The organism is Microvirga sp. (assembly GCF_014699075.1).
Classification (GTDB): domain Bacteria; phylum Pseudomonadota; class Alphaproteobacteria; order Rhizobiales; family Beijerinckiaceae; genus Microvirga.
This window is the reverse complement of the sequence record NZ_JACXAB010000001.1, coordinates 415,403-430,930: the sequence shown is the minus strand read 5'-3', so window position 1 is coordinate 430,930 and position 15,528 is coordinate 415,403. Positions and strand designations below refer to the sequence as shown.

Genomic DNA, 15,528 nt, shown 5'->3' with positions numbered 1-15,528 from the left:
GATGACCGACAAGAAGGAATGGCCTCTCTGGGAGGTGTTCATCCGCAGCCAGCACGGGCTCGCCCATCGTCATGTGGGCAGCCTGCATGCGCCGGATGCCGAGATGGCGATCATGAATGCGCGCGACGTCTATACGCGCCGCAATGAGGGTGTGAGCATCTGGGTGGTGCGCGCCTCCGACATTGCGGCGAGCTCGCCGAGCGAGAAGGGTCCGCTGTTCGATCCGGCCAACAGCAAGGTCTACCGGCACCCGACCTTCTACGAAATCCCCGAAGAGCTGGGGCACATGTAATGACCGGGCAGGAGGCTCTCTTCGAGTATCTGCTGCGCCTCGGCGACAACGCCCTGATCCTCGGGCATCGCCTGTCGGAATGGTGCGGGCATTCGCCGGCGCTGGAAGAGGATCTGGCGCTCTCCAACGTCGCCCTCGACCTCATCGGGCAGACGCAGCTCTGGCTCAACCTGGCAGGCGAGATCGAGGGCAAGGGGCGGGACGCCGACAAGCTCGCTTACCTGCGCGATGCCCGCGACTTCCGCAATCTCCTGCTCGTCGAGCAGCCGAACGGCGACTTTGCCGCCACCATGGCGCGCCAGTTCTATTTCGACGCCTGGCATTACCTGCTGCTGCGGGAGCTCACGGGCTCAAAGGATGCGCGCATTGCCGAGATCGCCGCCAAGGGTCTTAAAGAGGTTACCTATCACCTGGAGCGCAGCCAGGAGTGGGTGCTGCGCCTCGGCGACGGCACGGAAGAGAGCCATCGCCGCATGCAGGCGGCCATTGACGATCTCTGGATGTACACGGGCGAGATGTTCGAATCCGACGAGGTGGACCAAGCGATGATGCGTGAGAGCGTCGGTCCCGATCTCGCAGCCCTGCACGAGCCATGGCTCGGCCTGATGCGAACGACCGCCGAGGACGCCACGCTCACCCTGCCGCAGCCCGGATGGGCGCAGCGGGGCGGCAAGCGGGGCATGCACTCGGAGCATCTCGGCTACATCCTGGCGGATCTCCAGTTCCTGCAGCGAGCTTATCCCAACGCAACTTGGTGAGGCGGCGATGACGAGCAGCCTGACGCGGCCGGATCTGGAGCAGATCAGAACGTGGCTGGAAGAGGTTCCGGACCCGGAAGTGCCTGCCGTCTCCGTCATGGATCTCGGCATCGTCCGCGATGTGCAATGGTCGGGCGACGACCTCGTCGTGGCGATCACACCCACCTATTCGGGCTGCCCTGCAACGAGTGTCATTGCGCTCGACATCGAGTCAGCCCTGCGAGCGAAGGGACTTGATCGCCTGCGCGTCGAACGCCGGCTATCCCCGCCTTGGACAACGGACTGGATCAGTGCTGAAGGAAGGCGCAAGCTCGAAGCTTACGGCATCGCGCCGCCGGCCGAGAACGCGGGAGGCCCCTCGGTATTCGACCGCCTGCTGCGCAAGCCGCTGACGATTGCCTGCCCGCGCTGCAAATCCGAGAATACCGCCCGCATCAGCGAGTTCGGCTCGACGCCCTGCAAGGCGCAGTACCGATGCGACGATTGCCTCGAGCCTTTCGACTACTTCAAGTGCATTTGAAACGAGCGGACGCTCCATGACAAAGTTCTACCCCGTCACTGTTGCCGACGTCAGGCGCGAGACGCGCGATGCCATCATCCTCACGCTGGACGTGCCGGATGAGCACAAGGAGGCGTTTAGTTTCTCGCCGGGGCAATACCTGACCCTGCGCACGAATATCGATGGCGACGAGGTCCGGCGGTCCTATTCCATCTGCGCCGCTCCGACGGAGGGAAAGCTCCGGATCGGCATCAAGAAGATCGCAGGCGGTGTGTTCTCGAACTGGGTAAGCGAGCAGCTGGCCTCCGGCCATGTGATCGAGGCCATGCCGCCGATGGGCAACTTCTTCGTGCCCCTCGACAAGACGCAGAAAAGGCATTTTGTGGGCTTTGCGGCGGGCAGCGGAATCACACCGCTGCTGAGCATCATCAAGACGACGCTTCTGGCAGAGCCGCAATCCTCCTTCACCCTCTTCTACGGCAACCGTGCATCGAGCTCCATCATGTTCCGGGAGGAGTTGGAGGATCTCAAGAGCGAGCATCTCGAGCGCTTCAGCCTCATCCATATCCTCAGCCGCGAGCAGCAGGACATCGACCTGTTCAACGGCCGTCTGACCAAGGAGAAGTGCGACCAGCTTCTCGAACACTGGATCGACGCGTCCACCATCGACACCGCCTTCATCTGCGGGCCGCAGGACATGATGCTGGGGGTCGCGAAAAGCCTTGAGGAACACGGGCTCGACAAGCGCAAGATCAAGTTCGAGCTCTTCGCCACATCCACGCCAAGCCGCCGCCCGCGCAAGCCCGAAGAAGAGCAGGCCCGAAATCACAAGGATCTCTGCGAGGCCACCATCGTCATTGACGGACGCGCCCGGACCCTGTCGTTCGAGAAAGGCACCGCGTCGGTGCTCGATGCCGCCACCCAGGAAGGGCTTGAGTTGCCTTACGCCTGCAAGGGCGGAGTCTGCTCCACCTGCCGGGCGATGCTGGTCGAGGGTGAGGTCGACATGGATGCCAACTTCGCCTTGGAGGATTACGAGATCACCCGGGGCTATATTCTCACCTGCCAGAGCTATCCGGTGAGCGACAAGATCCTGGTCGATTTCGACAAGTGACCGAGGAGGTGCGCCATGGTCGATGAAGAAGGCCTTGTCAGCTTCGTGGCCGGCGGCGGCCGCCTGAGCGCGCCCGACAATGTGACGCCCCGATATCGCGCGGAGCTCATGCGCCTGATGTCGATCTTCGTCGATTCCGAGATGGCCGGCGCTTCAGGCTTTGCCGACTGCATCAACCTGGCGCCTGGCCTCAGGGAGCGGATCACAGCCACGCACATCGTGCTGCAGAAATTCGATCATGCCCGCCAGGTTCTCGAATTGATGGAGCAGTTCGGGGCCAACATGGATCAGTATGTGGGGGCTCACCCCTGGGCCTCGCGCCTCGATCGCAGCGTTACACTCGGCATGCGGCGTATGGACGGAGACATGCGCCTTAATGTGTTTCACTATCCGATCAACGGCTGGGTTGATGCGGTGGTCATGAACTGCCTTATGGGACAGGCGACCGTGGTGCAGCTCGATGAGCTCAGCCGCGGCTCCTACCAGCCTCTTGCTGATGTCCTCACAGCCGTCCTACCCGTCGAGAGGCACCACGCGGAACTCGGTGAGCACGGGCTGCAGGCGGCACTGGAGAAGGGTCACGACAGGACTGATGCTCAAGCCTCAGTGAACTACTGGTATCCGCGGGTTGCTGATACTTTCGGGAGCAGCATGTCGGATCATTTCGCGCAGCATCGGAAGTACGGATTGCGCCAGAAGGGCAGGGCGGAACTTCTCGCCCAATGGCAGGGCATCGTCCGCCCGATTCTCTCGCGGTTCGGTCTTATTGCTCCCGGTGCCGCACCGCATGAGGTCGACGGACAGGTCTCCTTGCAGTAATCTCAAACCCGTGCAGAGTTGCCCGTTCGTTACTCCGCGGCCGTGACGCGACGTGGCGCCGCTGCGGAGTCGGCGTGGAGATTGCGCGTTCCGTCCACGATCAGCTGCGCGACAAGCTCCGCATAATCCGCTCGCGTCACTTCGCCGTTGCTCTTGAACCAGAGATAGTGCCAGTTGATCATGCCGAAGAGGGACATGGTCACGGGCTTGAGCAGCTTCGTTCCCTTGAGCTGAGGCGCGACGCCGGCCACCGCGTCGGAGAAGATCTTTACCAGATCGCGTTCCATGGATTTGAGCTCGGCCTGACGGTCGGACGGCAGCAGGCGAAGGCCGTTGATCTGAACGCTGTGTTGGGCATCCGCGTCCCGGTAGGCTTCAAGGATCGCGGCAACGAGCGTCCTGAGACGATCGCCGGGTGCAAGGTCCGGCCGGTCGGCGGCTTCCACCACCTCAAGCAGTTCCTCGAGGTGGAAGCGGATCACGTCGAAGAGCAGTTCCTCCTTGTCCCGGTAGTAATGGTAGAGGTTTGCTTTAGAGACCCCGCAGGCCTCGGCGATCTTGCTCATGGAGGCGCGGTCATAGCCATGCTCGGCAAAGAGCTCGGCTGAGCGATCGAGGATCGCCCGGCGTTTGTCGTCGTAATTGCTGGCGCGGGTGCGGGCCATGGGTTTGCTATTCTTTCGGTCTGCGGTCGATCACGCGCTTCGCCTTACCCAGCGAACGCTCGATCCCTTCAGGGTCGAGGACGTTTACCTGAGCTGTGATGCCAATGGTATCCTTGATTGCCTGTCCCAAGCGGTCCGCGGCCGCCTTGCGGGTTTCCGGGTAGTCGGCCTCCGGCCGGATCTCGGCCCGGATCTCCATCTGGTCCATGCGGCCATCGCGGGTCAGCACGATCTGGTAGTGGCCCGACAGGGTCGGGATCTGCAGGAGCTTTTCCTCGATCTGGGTGGGGAAGACGTTCACGCCGCGGATGATCATCATGTCATCGGTGCGGCCGGTGACCTTCTCCATGCGCCGCATGGTGCGCGCGGTGCCGGGCATGAGCCGGGTCAGGTCGCGGGTGCGGTAGCGGATGACGGGCATGGCCTCCTTGGTCAGCGACGTGAAGACAAGCTCACCCTCCTCGCCGTCGGGCAGCACCTCGCCCGTGACCGGATGGATCACCTCCGGGTAGAAGTGATCCTCCCAGATGTGCAGGCCATCCTTGGTCTCGATGCACTCGCAGGCGACGCCCGGACCCATGACCTCGGAGAGGCCGTAGATGTCCACCGCATGGATGTCGAAGGCCTCCTCGATCTCGGCCCGCATGGCGTTCGTCCAGGGCTCCGCGCCGAAGATGCCGACTTTAAGCGACGATTGGCGTGGATCGAGACCCTGCTTGCGGAATTCGTCCAGGATCGCCAGCATGTATGAGGGCGTGACCATGATCACGTCGGGCTGGAAATCCTGGATGAGCTGCACCTGGCGCTCGGTCATGCCGCCCGACATGGGGATCACCATGCAGCCGAGGCGCTCCGCGCCGTAATGTGCGCCCAACCCGCCGGTGAAGAGACCGTAGCCATAGGCCACATGCACCTTCATGCCCGGACGCGCGCCGCTCGCCCGGATCGAGCGCGCCATCACATCGGCCCAGGTATCGATGTCGCGCTTGGTATAACCCACGACCGTGGGCTTGCCGGTGGTGCCCGACGAGCCGTGCACGCGGGCGACCTGATCCTGAGGCACGGCGAACATGCCGAAGGGATAATTGTCGCGCAGGTCCGCCTTGGTGGTGAACGGAAATTTGGCGAGGTCGCCGAGATCCTTGAAGTCGTCCGGATGAACGCCGGCTGCGTCGAACTTTGCTCGGTAGTGCGGCACGTTCTCGTAGGCGTGGCGCAGGGACCAGGCGAGGCGCTCGCGCTGCCATGCGGAGAGCTCGTCACGGGATGCGAGTTCCAGCCGGTCGAGGGAAGAGGACTGGGGTTTGAGTTCGGACAGCTTGCGGAGCGGAATCTGGTTCAAGCAAACCTCCCATTCATTTTGTTGTTGGTTCCGTCTCGGCCGTCCCTGACGCGAGCAGCGTGCCGGCGATCGTGCGCGAATGCCCGCGGAACTCGGCAACAACCTCGCCCTGACCGTTGCGAACCGTCACATCGTAAATGCCGGAGCGGCCGGAGCGATTGCGCTCCACTGCATGGGCCGTGAGCGTGTCGCCCCGCCGGCCGGGCTGCAGGAACGTGACAGTGCATTGCTGCGCGACGGTGCGCTGGTTGTAGGTGTTGCAGGCGAACGCAAAGGCCGAGTCGGCCAGCGTGAAGATGAAGCCGCCGTGGCAGATGCCGTGGCCGTTCGTCATGTCGGGGCGGATCGGCATGGACAGAACCGCCTCGCCGGGTGCCACCCGCTCCACCACCATGCCGAGGCCCTGGCTCGCCTGATCCTCGGCCCACATGGCTTGCGCGCAGGCTTGCGCGACGTCGTGGGCGGCGATGACGGAGGAGGGCGCGTCCATCAGGCTTTTCCCGTGAACTTGGGCTGCCGCTTCTCGAAGAAGGCCATGACGCCTTCCACGTAGTCCGGCGTACGGCCGGCCCGGCCCTGCAGGTCTCGCTCCAAATCGAGTTGCTGACTGAGATCATTCGTCTGCGAAGCATCGAGCGCTTGCTTGATCAGCCCAAGACCGACGGTCGGCTGCGTCGCGAAGTGAGCTGCCAGGCGATGCGCCTCGTCCATGAGGCTTGCATCGTCGACCGCCTTCCAGATCATGCCCCAGGCTTCCGCCTGCTCAGCCTGCACCGGTTCGGCGAGCAGGGCGAGAGCACGGGCGCGGGCTGGGCCGACGAGGCGCGGCAGGAACCAGGTTCCCCCAGAGTCGGGAACGAGGCCGAGCTTCGCAAAGGCCTGGATGAATTTTGCCGAGCGCGCCGCCAGTATGATGTCGCAGGCGAGCGCGATGTTGGCGCCGGCACCGGCCGCCACGCCGTTGACGGCGCAGATGACGGGCATCTGCAATGCGCGCAGCTTGCGCACGAGCGGGTTGTAGAGCCGCTCCAGCGTGGAGGAGAGATCGGGCGCCTGCCCCGGGCTGAAGACGCGGTCCGACAGGTCCTGGCCGGCGCAGAATCCGCGCCCGGCGCCGGTGAGGATCAGCGCTCGGCAATCACCATCAGCCTCCGCATCGAGAAGCGCCGTCATCAGGGCCGCATGCATCGCCTCGTTGAAGGAGTTGAGGCGATCGGGCCGGTTGAGGGTGATGACGCGGTAGCCCTCTCGCCTGTCCGTGAGGATGAGATCATTCTCCACCATGGCCCTCCCGAATTCTTCGCTGATGGCAAGCGGGTCGTCTTGCGACTTGTTTACTATTGACCAACCGTTCGGTCAATTATATTGATGTTGGACAAAGGGTCAATGAGAGCATTCACAGCTCGCACGGAGCCGCATGAGATGGGATTTTTCGAAGACCATCGGGATACGCTCACCCAAGCCTCGCAGGCTGTGCACCCACATGACTGCCGAAGCATCGACGCCTGCTTCACCCGTACGGCTTTCCCATTCCACCGTGTTCGAGCCGCCATGACCTGAAGGGTCGCTGGTGGGACGACTCACGGTGCAAGAACACATAAAAACAAACGACGACAACCAGGAGGAAACGGATGAAATCACAAACGACGCTCAAGATGATGCTGGCTGCCGGCGCTCTCAGTGTTGGCATGTCTCACGGCGCCAACGCGCAGGATACCGTCAAGATCGGATCGGTGCTCTCGGTCACCGGCCCATCGTCGTTCCTTGGAGAGCCCGAGGACAAGACGCTGCGGCTCTATGTCGACAAGATCAACGCGGCCGGCGGTGTTGCCGGCAAGAAGATCGAACTCGTGATCTACGACGATGGCGGCGACGCCAACAAGGCCCGCACCTTCGCGACACGCCTCGTCGAGGATGACGAGGTGATTGCCATGGTCGGCGGCACGACCACCGGCAGCACCATGGCGATGATTCCGGTGTTCGAGGATGCCAAGATCCCCTTCATTTCGCTCGCGGGTGCCATCGAGGTGATCGACCCCGTGCGCAAGTTTGTCTTCAAGACGCCGCATACCGACAAGATGGCCTGCGAGAAGATCTTCGAGGATCTCAAGCGGCGCAATCTTACCAAGATCGGCCTGATCTCAGGAACCGACGGCTTCGGCGCTTCCATGCGGGCGCAATGTGTGAAGGTCGCGCCGAATTACGGCATGCAGATCGTCGCCGACGAGAATTACGGCCCGCGCGACAGTGACATGACCGCTCAGCTCACCAAGATCAAGAACACCGCCGGCGTGCAGGCCGTGGTGAACCCAGGCTTCGGCCAGGGTCCTGCCATCGTGACCCGCAACTATGCGCAGCTCGGCATGAACAGCATCCCGTTCTACCAGAGCCACGGCGTTGCCTCGAAGAGCTTCATCGATCTCGCGGGTGCTGCGGCGGAAGGTGTTCGCCTGCCGGCCGCAGCCCTGCTCGTGGGCGACAAGCTGCCTGACAGCGATCCGCAGAAGAAGGTGGTGACCGAGTACAAGCAGGCCTACGAGAGCGCCACGAAGCAACCCGTCTCGACTTTCGGCGGCCATGCCTATGACGGTCTCTTCATCCTGGTCGAGGCGATGAAGCGCGCCAACTCCACGGATTCCGGGAAGATCCGTGACGAGATCGAGAAGACCAAGGGCTTCGTGGGAACCGGCGGCATCGTGAACATGTCGGCCACGGATCATCTCGGCCTCGATCTCTCGGCCTTCCGCATGCTCGAGATCAAGGGTGGCGACTGGAACCTGGTGGCATCAGGCAGCTGATCCTCGCCGGTATGGACCAAACGGGAGGCTGATCATCGGCCTCCCGTTCGTCACTCTGACGAACGCGGGACAGCATCATGGCCGAGTTCCTCCAGTTTCTCATCTCCGGTCTGACGGTGGGCGCGGTCTATGCGCTCGTCGCGCTGGGCTTCACGCTGATTTACAATGCATCCGGCGTGGTGAACTTCGCCCAGGGCGAGTTCGTCATGCTCGGTGGGATGGTGACGGTGTTCGCATCGGCCGCCGGCGTGCCGCTGCCTCTGGCTGCTGTCATTGCCGTTGTGGCCGCTGTGGTGATCGGGCTTCTCCTCCATCGCTTCGCTATCGAGCCTGCCCGCGGTGCGTCGGCTGTAACCCTCATCATCATCACCATCGGTGCGTCGATCCTGCTCCGTGGTCTTGCCGCGATCGTCTTCGACAAGCAGTTCCACAAACTTCCCGGCTTCACGGGCGAGACACCGATCGACATCCTTGGCGCGGCCGTTCAGCCGCAGAGCTTCTGGGTTCTCGGCGGAACAGCAGTGGTCGTGGTGGCGCTTTACGTCTTCCTTGAGCACACGCTTCTCGGCAAGGCTGTTCTGGCCACTGCGGCCAACAGGCTGGCAGCCCGGCTAGTGGGCATCAACACGACCACGATCATGGCACTGGCTTTCGGAGGTTCCGCGGCCATCGGTGCGATCGCGGGCATTCTCGTCACGCCGATCACCCTGACGAATTACGATGTCGGGACGCTGCTGGCCCTGAAAGGGTTCGCCGCCGCCATGTTGGGAGGCATGGGCAACCCGTTGGGAGCCGTCGTGGGTGGGCTTCTGCTCGGTCTTCTGGAAGCCTTCGGTGCGGGCTACCTGAGTTCCACCTATAAGGACGCCTTCGCGTTCCTGGTCATTCTCATCGTCCTGTTCGCAGCCCCACAGGGCCTGTTCGGACGCCGAGCCGTCGAGAGGGTGTGAGAATGGGTGCTCTCCTGAACCAGCGCTTCGTGACCCTCGCCGTGCTGGCGGCCGTCATCGCAGTGCTCCCGCTCGTCTTTCCTTCAAGCTACTACTTCCGCGTGGCGTCGCTCGTGTGGGTGTCGGCGCTGGCGGCTATCGGCCTCAACATTCTCATGGGGCAGGCAGGCCAGGTCAGTCTCGGCCACGCGGCGTTTTTCGGGATCGGAGCCTATGCCGTTGCCATCGGGCCGACGCATCTCGGCATCCCGCCCTGGGCGGCACTTCTCATTGGTGCCGTCCTCTCCGCGGTACTTGCCTATCTGGTCGGACGCCCGATCCTGCGGCTGAAGGGGCATTATCTCGCCATTGCAACCCTCGGCCTCGGCGTGCTCATCGCGCTCGTGATCTCGACGGAAAGCCGTTGGACCGGCGGGCCGGACGGCATGCCGGTCGAGCGTCTGACCCTGTTCGGCTGGCGCGTCAGCGGATCGTACACATGGTATTGGGTAACGGGTGCCCTCCTGCTCGTCGGAACCTGGATCGCGCTCAACCTCGACGAGACCCCGACGGGGCGGGCCTTCCGTGCGCTGCATGACAGCGAAGTGGCGGCCCAGGTGGTGGGCGTCGATGTCGCCCGCTTCAAGCTGCAGGCCTTCGTGATCGCCGCCGTCTATGCCTCGATCGCCGGCTCGGCGCTCGCGTTCATGAACGGTTTCATCAACCCGGATCAGGCCGGGTTCCTGCATTCTGTGGAACTCGTCACCATCGTGGTTCTCGGCGGGCTTGGGTCCGTCGTCGGCAGCATCGTCGGCGCGGCCGTCCTGGTGACGTTGCCGCAGGCGCTGACGGTCTTCCACGAATACGAGCATCTGTTGCTCGGCCTCATCATCATCGTGTCCATGATCTTCATGCGAAACGGCATCGTGCCGAGCCTCTCGGGCTTGTTCCTCAGGAGGGCACGGTCATGACGATCCTCAAGGCCACGGATATCGGCATTTCCTTCGGCGGCGTGAAAGCCGTCGATGGCGTGAGCTTCACGGTGAGCCCCGGCCAGATCCTCTCGATCATCGGGCCGAACGGGGCCGGAAAAACAACGCTGTTCAACATCGTTTCCGGCATCTACGCCGCAAGCCGTGGCACGATCCACTTGGCCGACGAGGATGTAACCGGTCTGTCACCCCACAAGCTGGCTGCTCGGGGCCTCTCCCGCACATTCCAGAACCTGCAGATCTTCCAGCGCATGACGGCTTGCGAGAACGTGATGGTTGGGCGCCATCTCCGCGAAAAGTGCAGTCTCCTGCCAGCGCTGTTCAGAACGACGTCCGTGACGCGCCAGAACCGGGAGACGCGGGCTGCCGCGCTTGATCTCCTTGTCTCTGTGGGCCTCAAGGATGCTGCGGACGTGCCGGCCGGGTCGCTCCCTTATGGCGCCTGCAAGCGCCTCGAGATCGCCCGCGCCCTCGCGGCCGAACCGCGCGTGCTGCTTCTCGATGAACCGGCGGCCGGCTGCAATGCGGTCGAGACCGAGGAAATCGATCACCTGATCCGGCAGGTTGCCGACAGGGGTGTCGCCGTCGTGCTCGTGGAGCACGACATGAAGCTTGTCATGAAGATCTCCGACAGGATCCTGGTTCTGGAGCGAGGCAGGCCGCTGGCCGAAGGAACGCCGCGGGAGGTGCGCGATGATCCAAGGGTCCTTGAGGCTTATCTGGGACAGCACGGTGCCCGGGAGGCTGCCCGTGCTTGAAGTGGAGAACCTGCGCAGCGCCTATGGCCGGATCGAAGTTCTGAAAGGTGTCAGCCTTGAGGTGCGTACTGGTGAGGTCGTGGCGCTCGTCGGCGCGAATGGCGCGGGAAAGACCACCCTGCTGCGCGCTCTCTCTGGCGTGCAGCCGATGACCGGCGGAGAGATACGCTTCAAAGGACAGCGCATCGATCGCCTGCCGCCTCATCAGCGGGTGGAACTCGGCATTACCCAATCGCCCGAGGGTCGTCAGGTGTTCGGACCTCTCACCGTCGAGGACAATCTGAGACTTGGGGCCTACAGGCGGCGTGACAAGGAGATCGAGCAGGATCGCGATCGCGTCTTCGCGATGTTCCCGATCCTGGCCGAGAAGCGTCACCTCCTGGCCGGTGGGTTGTCCGGCGGTCAGCAGCAGATGCTGGCCATCGGCCGGGCGCTGATGGGGCGCCCCAAGCTCCTGCTGCTGGACGAGCCGTCGCTCGGTTTGTCGCCGCTTCTGGTCGATCAGATCCTGGATGCCATCGTGTCCCTGAGGAAGGACGGAATCACGGTGCTTCTCGTGGAGCAGAACGCCAGCGCGGCTTTAGGCATCGCCGATCGCGGCTATGTGCTTGAGACCGGCAAGGTTGCTTATAGCGGAACGGGTTCTTCCCTGCTTGCAGATCCTCAAGTGAAAGCGGCCTATCTCGGGATCGCGTAGCAAGATCTGATCACTCCGACGTGGGTTCCACGGGCTCCATGCTCTGCTTCGCGAGAGCAATGGCCTCCTGGAGCACCGCGTGCTCGCCGATGTGATTAGCCAGGATCAGGACAAGGCGGCTGTTGAGGGCCGCGCTGTCCTCATCCGACAACCCTCGATGCGCCTCGATCAGCGTACGATAGGTTTGATCCGGGTCGGCCAGACGGCTCTCGGTAGTGAGCGTGGTCATGCATGGCCTCCCTCAAACCCTCGCAAACGATAGGAGGCGCCTTTAATCAGCGAGGGTGTCCCATGGCGCCAGCGTGCTGCGAGGTGCTGGTCGGGACGCACGAGATAGGTGCTGCCAGGGCTCGCATCGAATCGCTGTGCGAAGGTGCCGTGCGCGTCGATAAGATCGTCACCGATGACGAGAACGCGGGAGCCCGTCGGGAGCTGAGCTCCGTTCGGCACATGCAGGATCGTCTCCTCACCGCCAATCGCATCAAGCAACCAGATCGGCCGTCCGTTACGGTCCTGCATGGGAGCGTCGGGAAGAGGGGCGCCGAGGCGAGCAGAGCCGGACCAGGTGTCCACATCCGGCGTCGAAAGCGGTGTGTCGTAAGTGGACGGCATCGATAGCCTTCCCGAATTCACCATCCGCTTGGCAAAGGGAGCATGGCGCGCGAGGGCCAGAGCCGCATTGCGGAAGCGAAGTTCCTGCGCCGAGCGTGGCGCGATGAAGTCGGTCGAACGGGTCGAGTGACCGATATTCTCATCGGCGGCGGCAGAGCGTTCGAGATCGTATGATTCGATCAGCCGCTCCGGCGCCTCACCCTTGAGAACGAGATCAAGCTTCCAAGCCAGATTGTCCGCATCCTGAATGCCGGAATTTGCGCCTCGCGCGCCGAAGGGCGAGACCTGATGGGCTGCGTCTCCGGCAAACACCACGCGGCCATGAACGAAGCGCTCCAGGCGACGGCACTGAAAGGTGTAGACCGAGACCCATTCGAGCGAGAAATTGTCGTGGCCCAGCATCTGCCTGAGCCGCGGCATCACACGCTCAGGCGCCTGCTCGGCTCTCACATCCGCATCACGCCCGAGCTGCAGGTCGATCCGCCAGACATCGTCCGGCTGCTTGTGCAGGAGAGCGGATTGGCCGTCATGGAAGGGTGGATCGAACCAGAACCAGCGCTCGGGCGGAAAATCGCCTTTCATCTTCACGTCGGCAATGAGGAACCGGTCCTCGAAGGCCTCACCCTGGAACGCCAGTCCCAGCATGGCGCGCAAAGGGGAGCGCGCGCCATCGGCAGCGACAATCCATTCGGCGTCGAGATCATAGAGGCCTTCGGGCGTCTCGATGGTGAGCTTAGCCCCGTCGTTGTGGCGTTTAAGGTCCACCACCTTGTTCCGCCAGCGGATCTCAAGGTTCGGGAGTGCAGCAGCGCGCTCCACGAGGGCGTGCTCCAGATAGTATTGCTGGAGATTGATGAAGGCGGGCATCTTGTGCCCTTCCTCGGGCAGAAGATCGAAGGCGTAGAGCAGGTCGTCGTTTTGAAAGACCTTGCCGATCTTCCAGGTCACCCCCTTCTCGAGGCAAGGCTCCGCAACCCCGAGACGGTCGAGGATCTCGAGCGTGCGCTTGGCATAGCAGATGCCGCGCGACCCTTCGCCGATCCGGTCTGCGTCGTCGAGGAGCACCACGGGGATGCCGCGCTGCGCGAGATCGATGGCCGTGCACAGCCCGACAGGTCCTGCGCCGACCACCACCACGGAATGGCGGGCAGGAGAGGGGCGATCCTGATCGGGGCAGCGGCGGTAGCCGTATTGATAGAGGACTTTGCGGGTGTTCATGGCGCTTCCCATCCCTCCATCTCGAACCGAGCGTCAGCTCTGGAGGGCCGCCCACATCTCGCGATCCCGCTCAGCGGTCCAGATCACGGGATGATCGATGCCTGAGGCCTCGTCGAAGGCGCGCGAGACGTTGAAGGGAAGGCAGTGCTCATAGATGGCGAAGTCTCCGAACTTCGGATCCATGACCTCGCGGGTTGCGGCAAACGTCTCCTTCAGCGAGCGACCACGCGCCGCCGACAGTTCAGCTGCGCCATAGAGCGTGGTGACGAAGTCGCGGGTCATGGCCGCTGCCTCGCGAACCTGCTGGCTGCCGCGCAAGGCAGCGCCGCGACCGGGAGCGATGGCCTGCGGCTGGAAGTCCAGGATGGCGTCGAGCGTCAGCGGCCATTCGCGCAAATAGGCGTCTCCGCAATAGCAGGCCGAGTGATACTCCATGAGATCGCCGGTGAACATGACCTCCGCGTCCGGCACCCAGGCCACGATGTCGCCCGCCGTGTGGCCGGCGCCGAGATGAAAAAGCTTCACCTCACGCTTGCCCAGAAACACCGACATGCCGCTCTCGAAGGTGAGGGTGGGCCAGGTGAGGCCGGGCGGGATGCTGCTCTCGCCTTTGAACAAACGCGGGAAGCGTCCGATCTCTGAAGCCTTGTCCTGCTCGCCGCGCTCGACAATGAGGTCATACGTGGCATTCGAGGCGATGATTCCTTGAGCGCTATAGGCCGATGCGCCAAGCACGCGCACAGCGTGGTAGTGCGAGAGCACCACGTATTTGATCGGCTTGTCGGTCACGGATCGTACGCGGGCGATCACATCCTCGGCCATCATCGGGGTGGCCTGCGCGTCGATCACCATGCAGCCGTCATCGCCGACGATCACACCGGTATTGGGATCGCCCTCGGCGGTATAGGCGTAAAGATCCGGCCCGATCCCGGTGAAGGACACGGTCTTGTCGGCCATATCTCCCGTTGAGGCGAAAGCCTTGTCAGCCATGCTGCTCCTCCCGCTGGCCGCGGTCCTTCTTCCGTCGCTGGCAGGACGGTCAGATGACCAAAGGCGCTGTTCGTGAGCAGGTTAAACCCGATCCTGCGACCGTCAAGTTCACAGGCCTCAAGACGGAGAAGATCATCAGCGCAGATTGAAACGCAGCGGTACGGAGATCGAGAATTGCTGCTGCGGGAGAGCCGCTGGTGCTGGAGGAAGCGATGAGCCCGGACTTGCCGCAGCAATCGCAGCTTGGTCGAGAGCCGGATGTCCGGCGCTTCGGGTCACGGTCGAGCTGATGATGCGGCCGGAGCGATCCATGGTGAAGCGCAGGGTTGCCACGCCATCGATCCCTTGAGTGCGGGCGACATCCGGATAGCGCAGGCGGTTCCGCAGGGCTGCGGTAAGACTTGCCACATACCGGTTGAGTGCCGTCGGATCGGCCGAGGCCGCAGCGCCTCCCGTGTTCTCGCGTGAAGAAGAGGCCTGTCCCTGGCGTTCTTCGGACGGCGGCTGCGGCTGGGCGACAGTCCGGCGTGGAGGAGGTTTCCGCTCCACGGGCTTAGGCGGTGGCGGCTTCTTCTCGGGCTTCGGCGGAGGTGGCTGCTCAACAGGCTTTGCGACAACCACCTCGGGTGGGGGAAGAGCCACGGCCGGTTCAGGTTCCATGGCCATTTCTGCCTCGACCGGAGGCACTTCAGTGGTGTCCTGCGGTTCAGGGAGTTCGGCCGCTTCCACAGGCTGCTCCGCCGTCACTTCTTCAGGCACCACGGGCTCGACGCTCTCCGGTACGAGCGGCACCGGTTCCGGGGGAGGCGCCGCAACTGCGGACATCTCCGCAGGTGCGACGGACATCGCCTCCTCCATGGCAGGAGCAAGATCAATGATGATCTCCTGCTCGCCAGGGGCGTTATCCATCTTGTTGGATCGCCAGAGCGTCAGCGCTCCCAGAACGGCTCCATGCAGGGCGAGCGCCATGCAGAAGGCAATTCCGAGCCGGCTCGGCTCATGCGTCGAACGGATGCTTTGTGCGGACATCGGGCTTGGTTCAGGT

18 protein-coding genes are annotated in these 15,528 nt (G+C 63.3%); 10 read left to right on the top strand and 8 right to left on the bottom strand.

What is annotated here, in order from left to right; translation table 11 throughout:
- Position 1: 1 nt before the first annotated feature.
- Genes paaB through IC232_RS02175 form a run of 5 tightly spaced genes read left to right on the top strand, consistent with a single transcriptional unit; the run spans position 2 to position 3,482 of the window.
- Positions 2-292, top strand: a complete 291-nt coding sequence (gene paaB, locus IC232_RS02195) for a 1,2-phenylacetyl-CoA epoxidase subunit PaaB (RefSeq protein ID WP_036358944.1) — start codon at positions 2-4, stop codon at positions 290-292.
- Complete coding sequence (paaC, locus tag IC232_RS02190; RefSeq protein WP_190843243.1) at positions 292-1,050, top strand: 1,2-phenylacetyl-CoA epoxidase subunit PaaC; 759 nt, start codon at positions 292-294, stop codon at positions 1,048-1,050. Before paaB ends, paaC begins: the two co-directional genes overlap by 1 nt.
- A 7-nt stretch (positions 1,051-1,057) precedes the next feature.
- Positions 1,058-1,570 carry a 1,2-phenylacetyl-CoA epoxidase subunit PaaD gene (paaD, locus tag IC232_RS02185; RefSeq protein ID WP_190843242.1) on the top strand — a complete coding sequence of 171 codons (513 nt, stop codon included), beginning with the start codon at positions 1,058-1,060 and terminating at the stop codon, positions 1,568-1,570.
- A 16-nt stretch (positions 1,571-1,586) separates the two neighbouring features.
- Positions 1,587-2,663: a 1,2-phenylacetyl-CoA epoxidase subunit PaaE gene (gene paaE, locus IC232_RS02180; RefSeq protein WP_190843241.1), complete on the top strand. Its 1,077-nt coding sequence runs from the start codon at positions 1,587-1,589 to the stop codon at positions 2,661-2,663.
- Between the two features lie 15 nt (positions 2,664-2,678).
- Positions 2,679-3,482, top strand: a complete 804-nt coding sequence (locus IC232_RS02175; RefSeq protein WP_190843240.1) for a Phenylacetic acid catabolic protein — start codon at positions 2,679-2,681, stop codon at positions 3,480-3,482.
- Between the two features lie 29 nt (positions 3,483-3,511).
- Here IC232_RS02175 and IC232_RS02170 read toward each other — a convergent pair whose 3' ends face one another.
- The 4 genes from IC232_RS02170 to paaG are packed head-to-tail and all read right to left on the bottom strand — an operon-like array spanning position 3,512 to position 6,770.
- Positions 3,512-4,147 (bottom strand): TetR/AcrR family transcriptional regulator, encoded by a 636-nt coding sequence (locus tag IC232_RS02170; protein ID WP_190843239.1) that lies wholly within the window; start codon positions 4,145-4,147, stop codon positions 3,512-3,514.
- A 7-nt stretch (positions 4,148-4,154) separates the two neighbouring features.
- The gene (gene paaK, locus IC232_RS02165; protein ID WP_190843238.1) at positions 4,155-5,489 is read right to left on the bottom strand and encodes a phenylacetate--CoA ligase PaaK; all 1,335 of its coding nucleotides are present in this window, start codon (positions 5,487-5,489) and stop codon (positions 4,155-4,157) included.
- A gap of 13 nt (positions 5,490-5,502) precedes the next feature.
- Positions 5,503-5,979, bottom strand: a complete 477-nt coding sequence (gene paaI, locus IC232_RS02160; RefSeq protein ID WP_190843237.1) for a hydroxyphenylacetyl-CoA thioesterase PaaI — start codon at positions 5,977-5,979, stop codon at positions 5,503-5,505.
- Positions 5,979-6,770: a 2-(1,2-epoxy-1,2-dihydrophenyl)acetyl-CoA isomerase PaaG gene (gene paaG / locus IC232_RS02155; protein WP_190843437.1), complete on the bottom strand. Its 792-nt coding sequence runs from the start codon at positions 6,768-6,770 to the stop codon at positions 5,979-5,981. The genes paaI and paaG overlap by 1 nt, the downstream gene beginning before the upstream one ends.
- 350 nt (positions 6,771-7,120) lie before the next feature.
- On the opposite strand from paaG, the gene IC232_RS02150 reads away from it, so the two are divergent.
- The 5 genes from IC232_RS02150 to IC232_RS02130 all read left to right on the top strand — a co-directional run bounded on the left by IC232_RS02150 (position 7,121) and on the right by IC232_RS02130 (position 11,663).
- Positions 7,121-8,287, top strand: coding sequence for an ABC transporter substrate-binding protein (locus tag IC232_RS02150; RefSeq protein WP_190843236.1), 1,167 nt, complete (start codon positions 7,121-7,123; stop codon positions 8,285-8,287).
- A 77-nt stretch (positions 8,288-8,364) separates the two neighbouring features.
- Entirely contained in the window at positions 8,365-9,237 is an 873-nt protein-coding gene (locus IC232_RS02145) for a branched-chain amino acid ABC transporter permease (RefSeq protein WP_190843235.1), read from the top strand.
- Positions 9,238-9,239: 2 nt separating this feature from the next.
- Positions 9,240-10,187 (top strand): branched-chain amino acid ABC transporter permease, encoded by a 948-nt coding sequence (locus tag IC232_RS02140; protein WP_190843234.1) that lies wholly within the window; start codon positions 9,240-9,242, stop codon positions 10,185-10,187.
- Positions 10,184-10,966 (top strand): ABC transporter ATP-binding protein, encoded by a 783-nt coding sequence (locus IC232_RS02135; protein ID WP_190843233.1) that lies wholly within the window; start codon positions 10,184-10,186, stop codon positions 10,964-10,966. The genes IC232_RS02140 and IC232_RS02135 overlap by 4 nt, the downstream gene beginning before the upstream one ends.
- Positions 10,959-11,663: an ABC transporter ATP-binding protein gene (locus IC232_RS02130; RefSeq protein ID WP_190843232.1), complete on the top strand. Its 705-nt coding sequence runs from the start codon at positions 10,959-10,961 to the stop codon at positions 11,661-11,663. The genes IC232_RS02135 and IC232_RS02130 overlap by 8 nt, the downstream gene beginning before the upstream one ends.
- 10 nt (positions 11,664-11,673) lie before the next feature.
- Here the strand turns inward: IC232_RS02130 and IC232_RS02125 are convergent, their stop codons facing one another.
- From IC232_RS02125 to IC232_RS02110, 4 genes are all read right to left on the bottom strand, one after another.
- Positions 11,674-11,892 (bottom strand): DUF2783 domain-containing protein, encoded by a 219-nt coding sequence (locus tag IC232_RS02125; RefSeq protein ID WP_190843231.1) that lies wholly within the window; start codon positions 11,890-11,892, stop codon positions 11,674-11,676.
- On the bottom strand, positions 11,889-13,493 hold the full coding sequence (locus tag IC232_RS02120) for an FAD-dependent oxidoreductase (protein ID WP_190843230.1): 1,605 nt from the start codon (positions 13,491-13,493) through the stop codon (positions 11,889-11,891). Before IC232_RS02120 ends, IC232_RS02125 begins: the two co-directional genes overlap by 4 nt.
- A 33-nt stretch (positions 13,494-13,526) precedes the next feature.
- Entirely contained in the window at positions 13,527-14,483 is a 957-nt protein-coding gene (locus IC232_RS02115; RefSeq protein ID WP_190843229.1) for an MBL fold metallo-hydrolase, read from the bottom strand.
- A gap of 135 nt (positions 14,484-14,618) precedes the next feature.
- Positions 14,619-15,512, bottom strand: coding sequence for an energy transducer TonB (locus IC232_RS02110; RefSeq protein WP_190843228.1), 894 nt, complete (start codon positions 15,510-15,512; stop codon positions 14,619-14,621).
- Between the last annotated feature and the right edge of the window lie 16 nt (positions 15,513-15,528).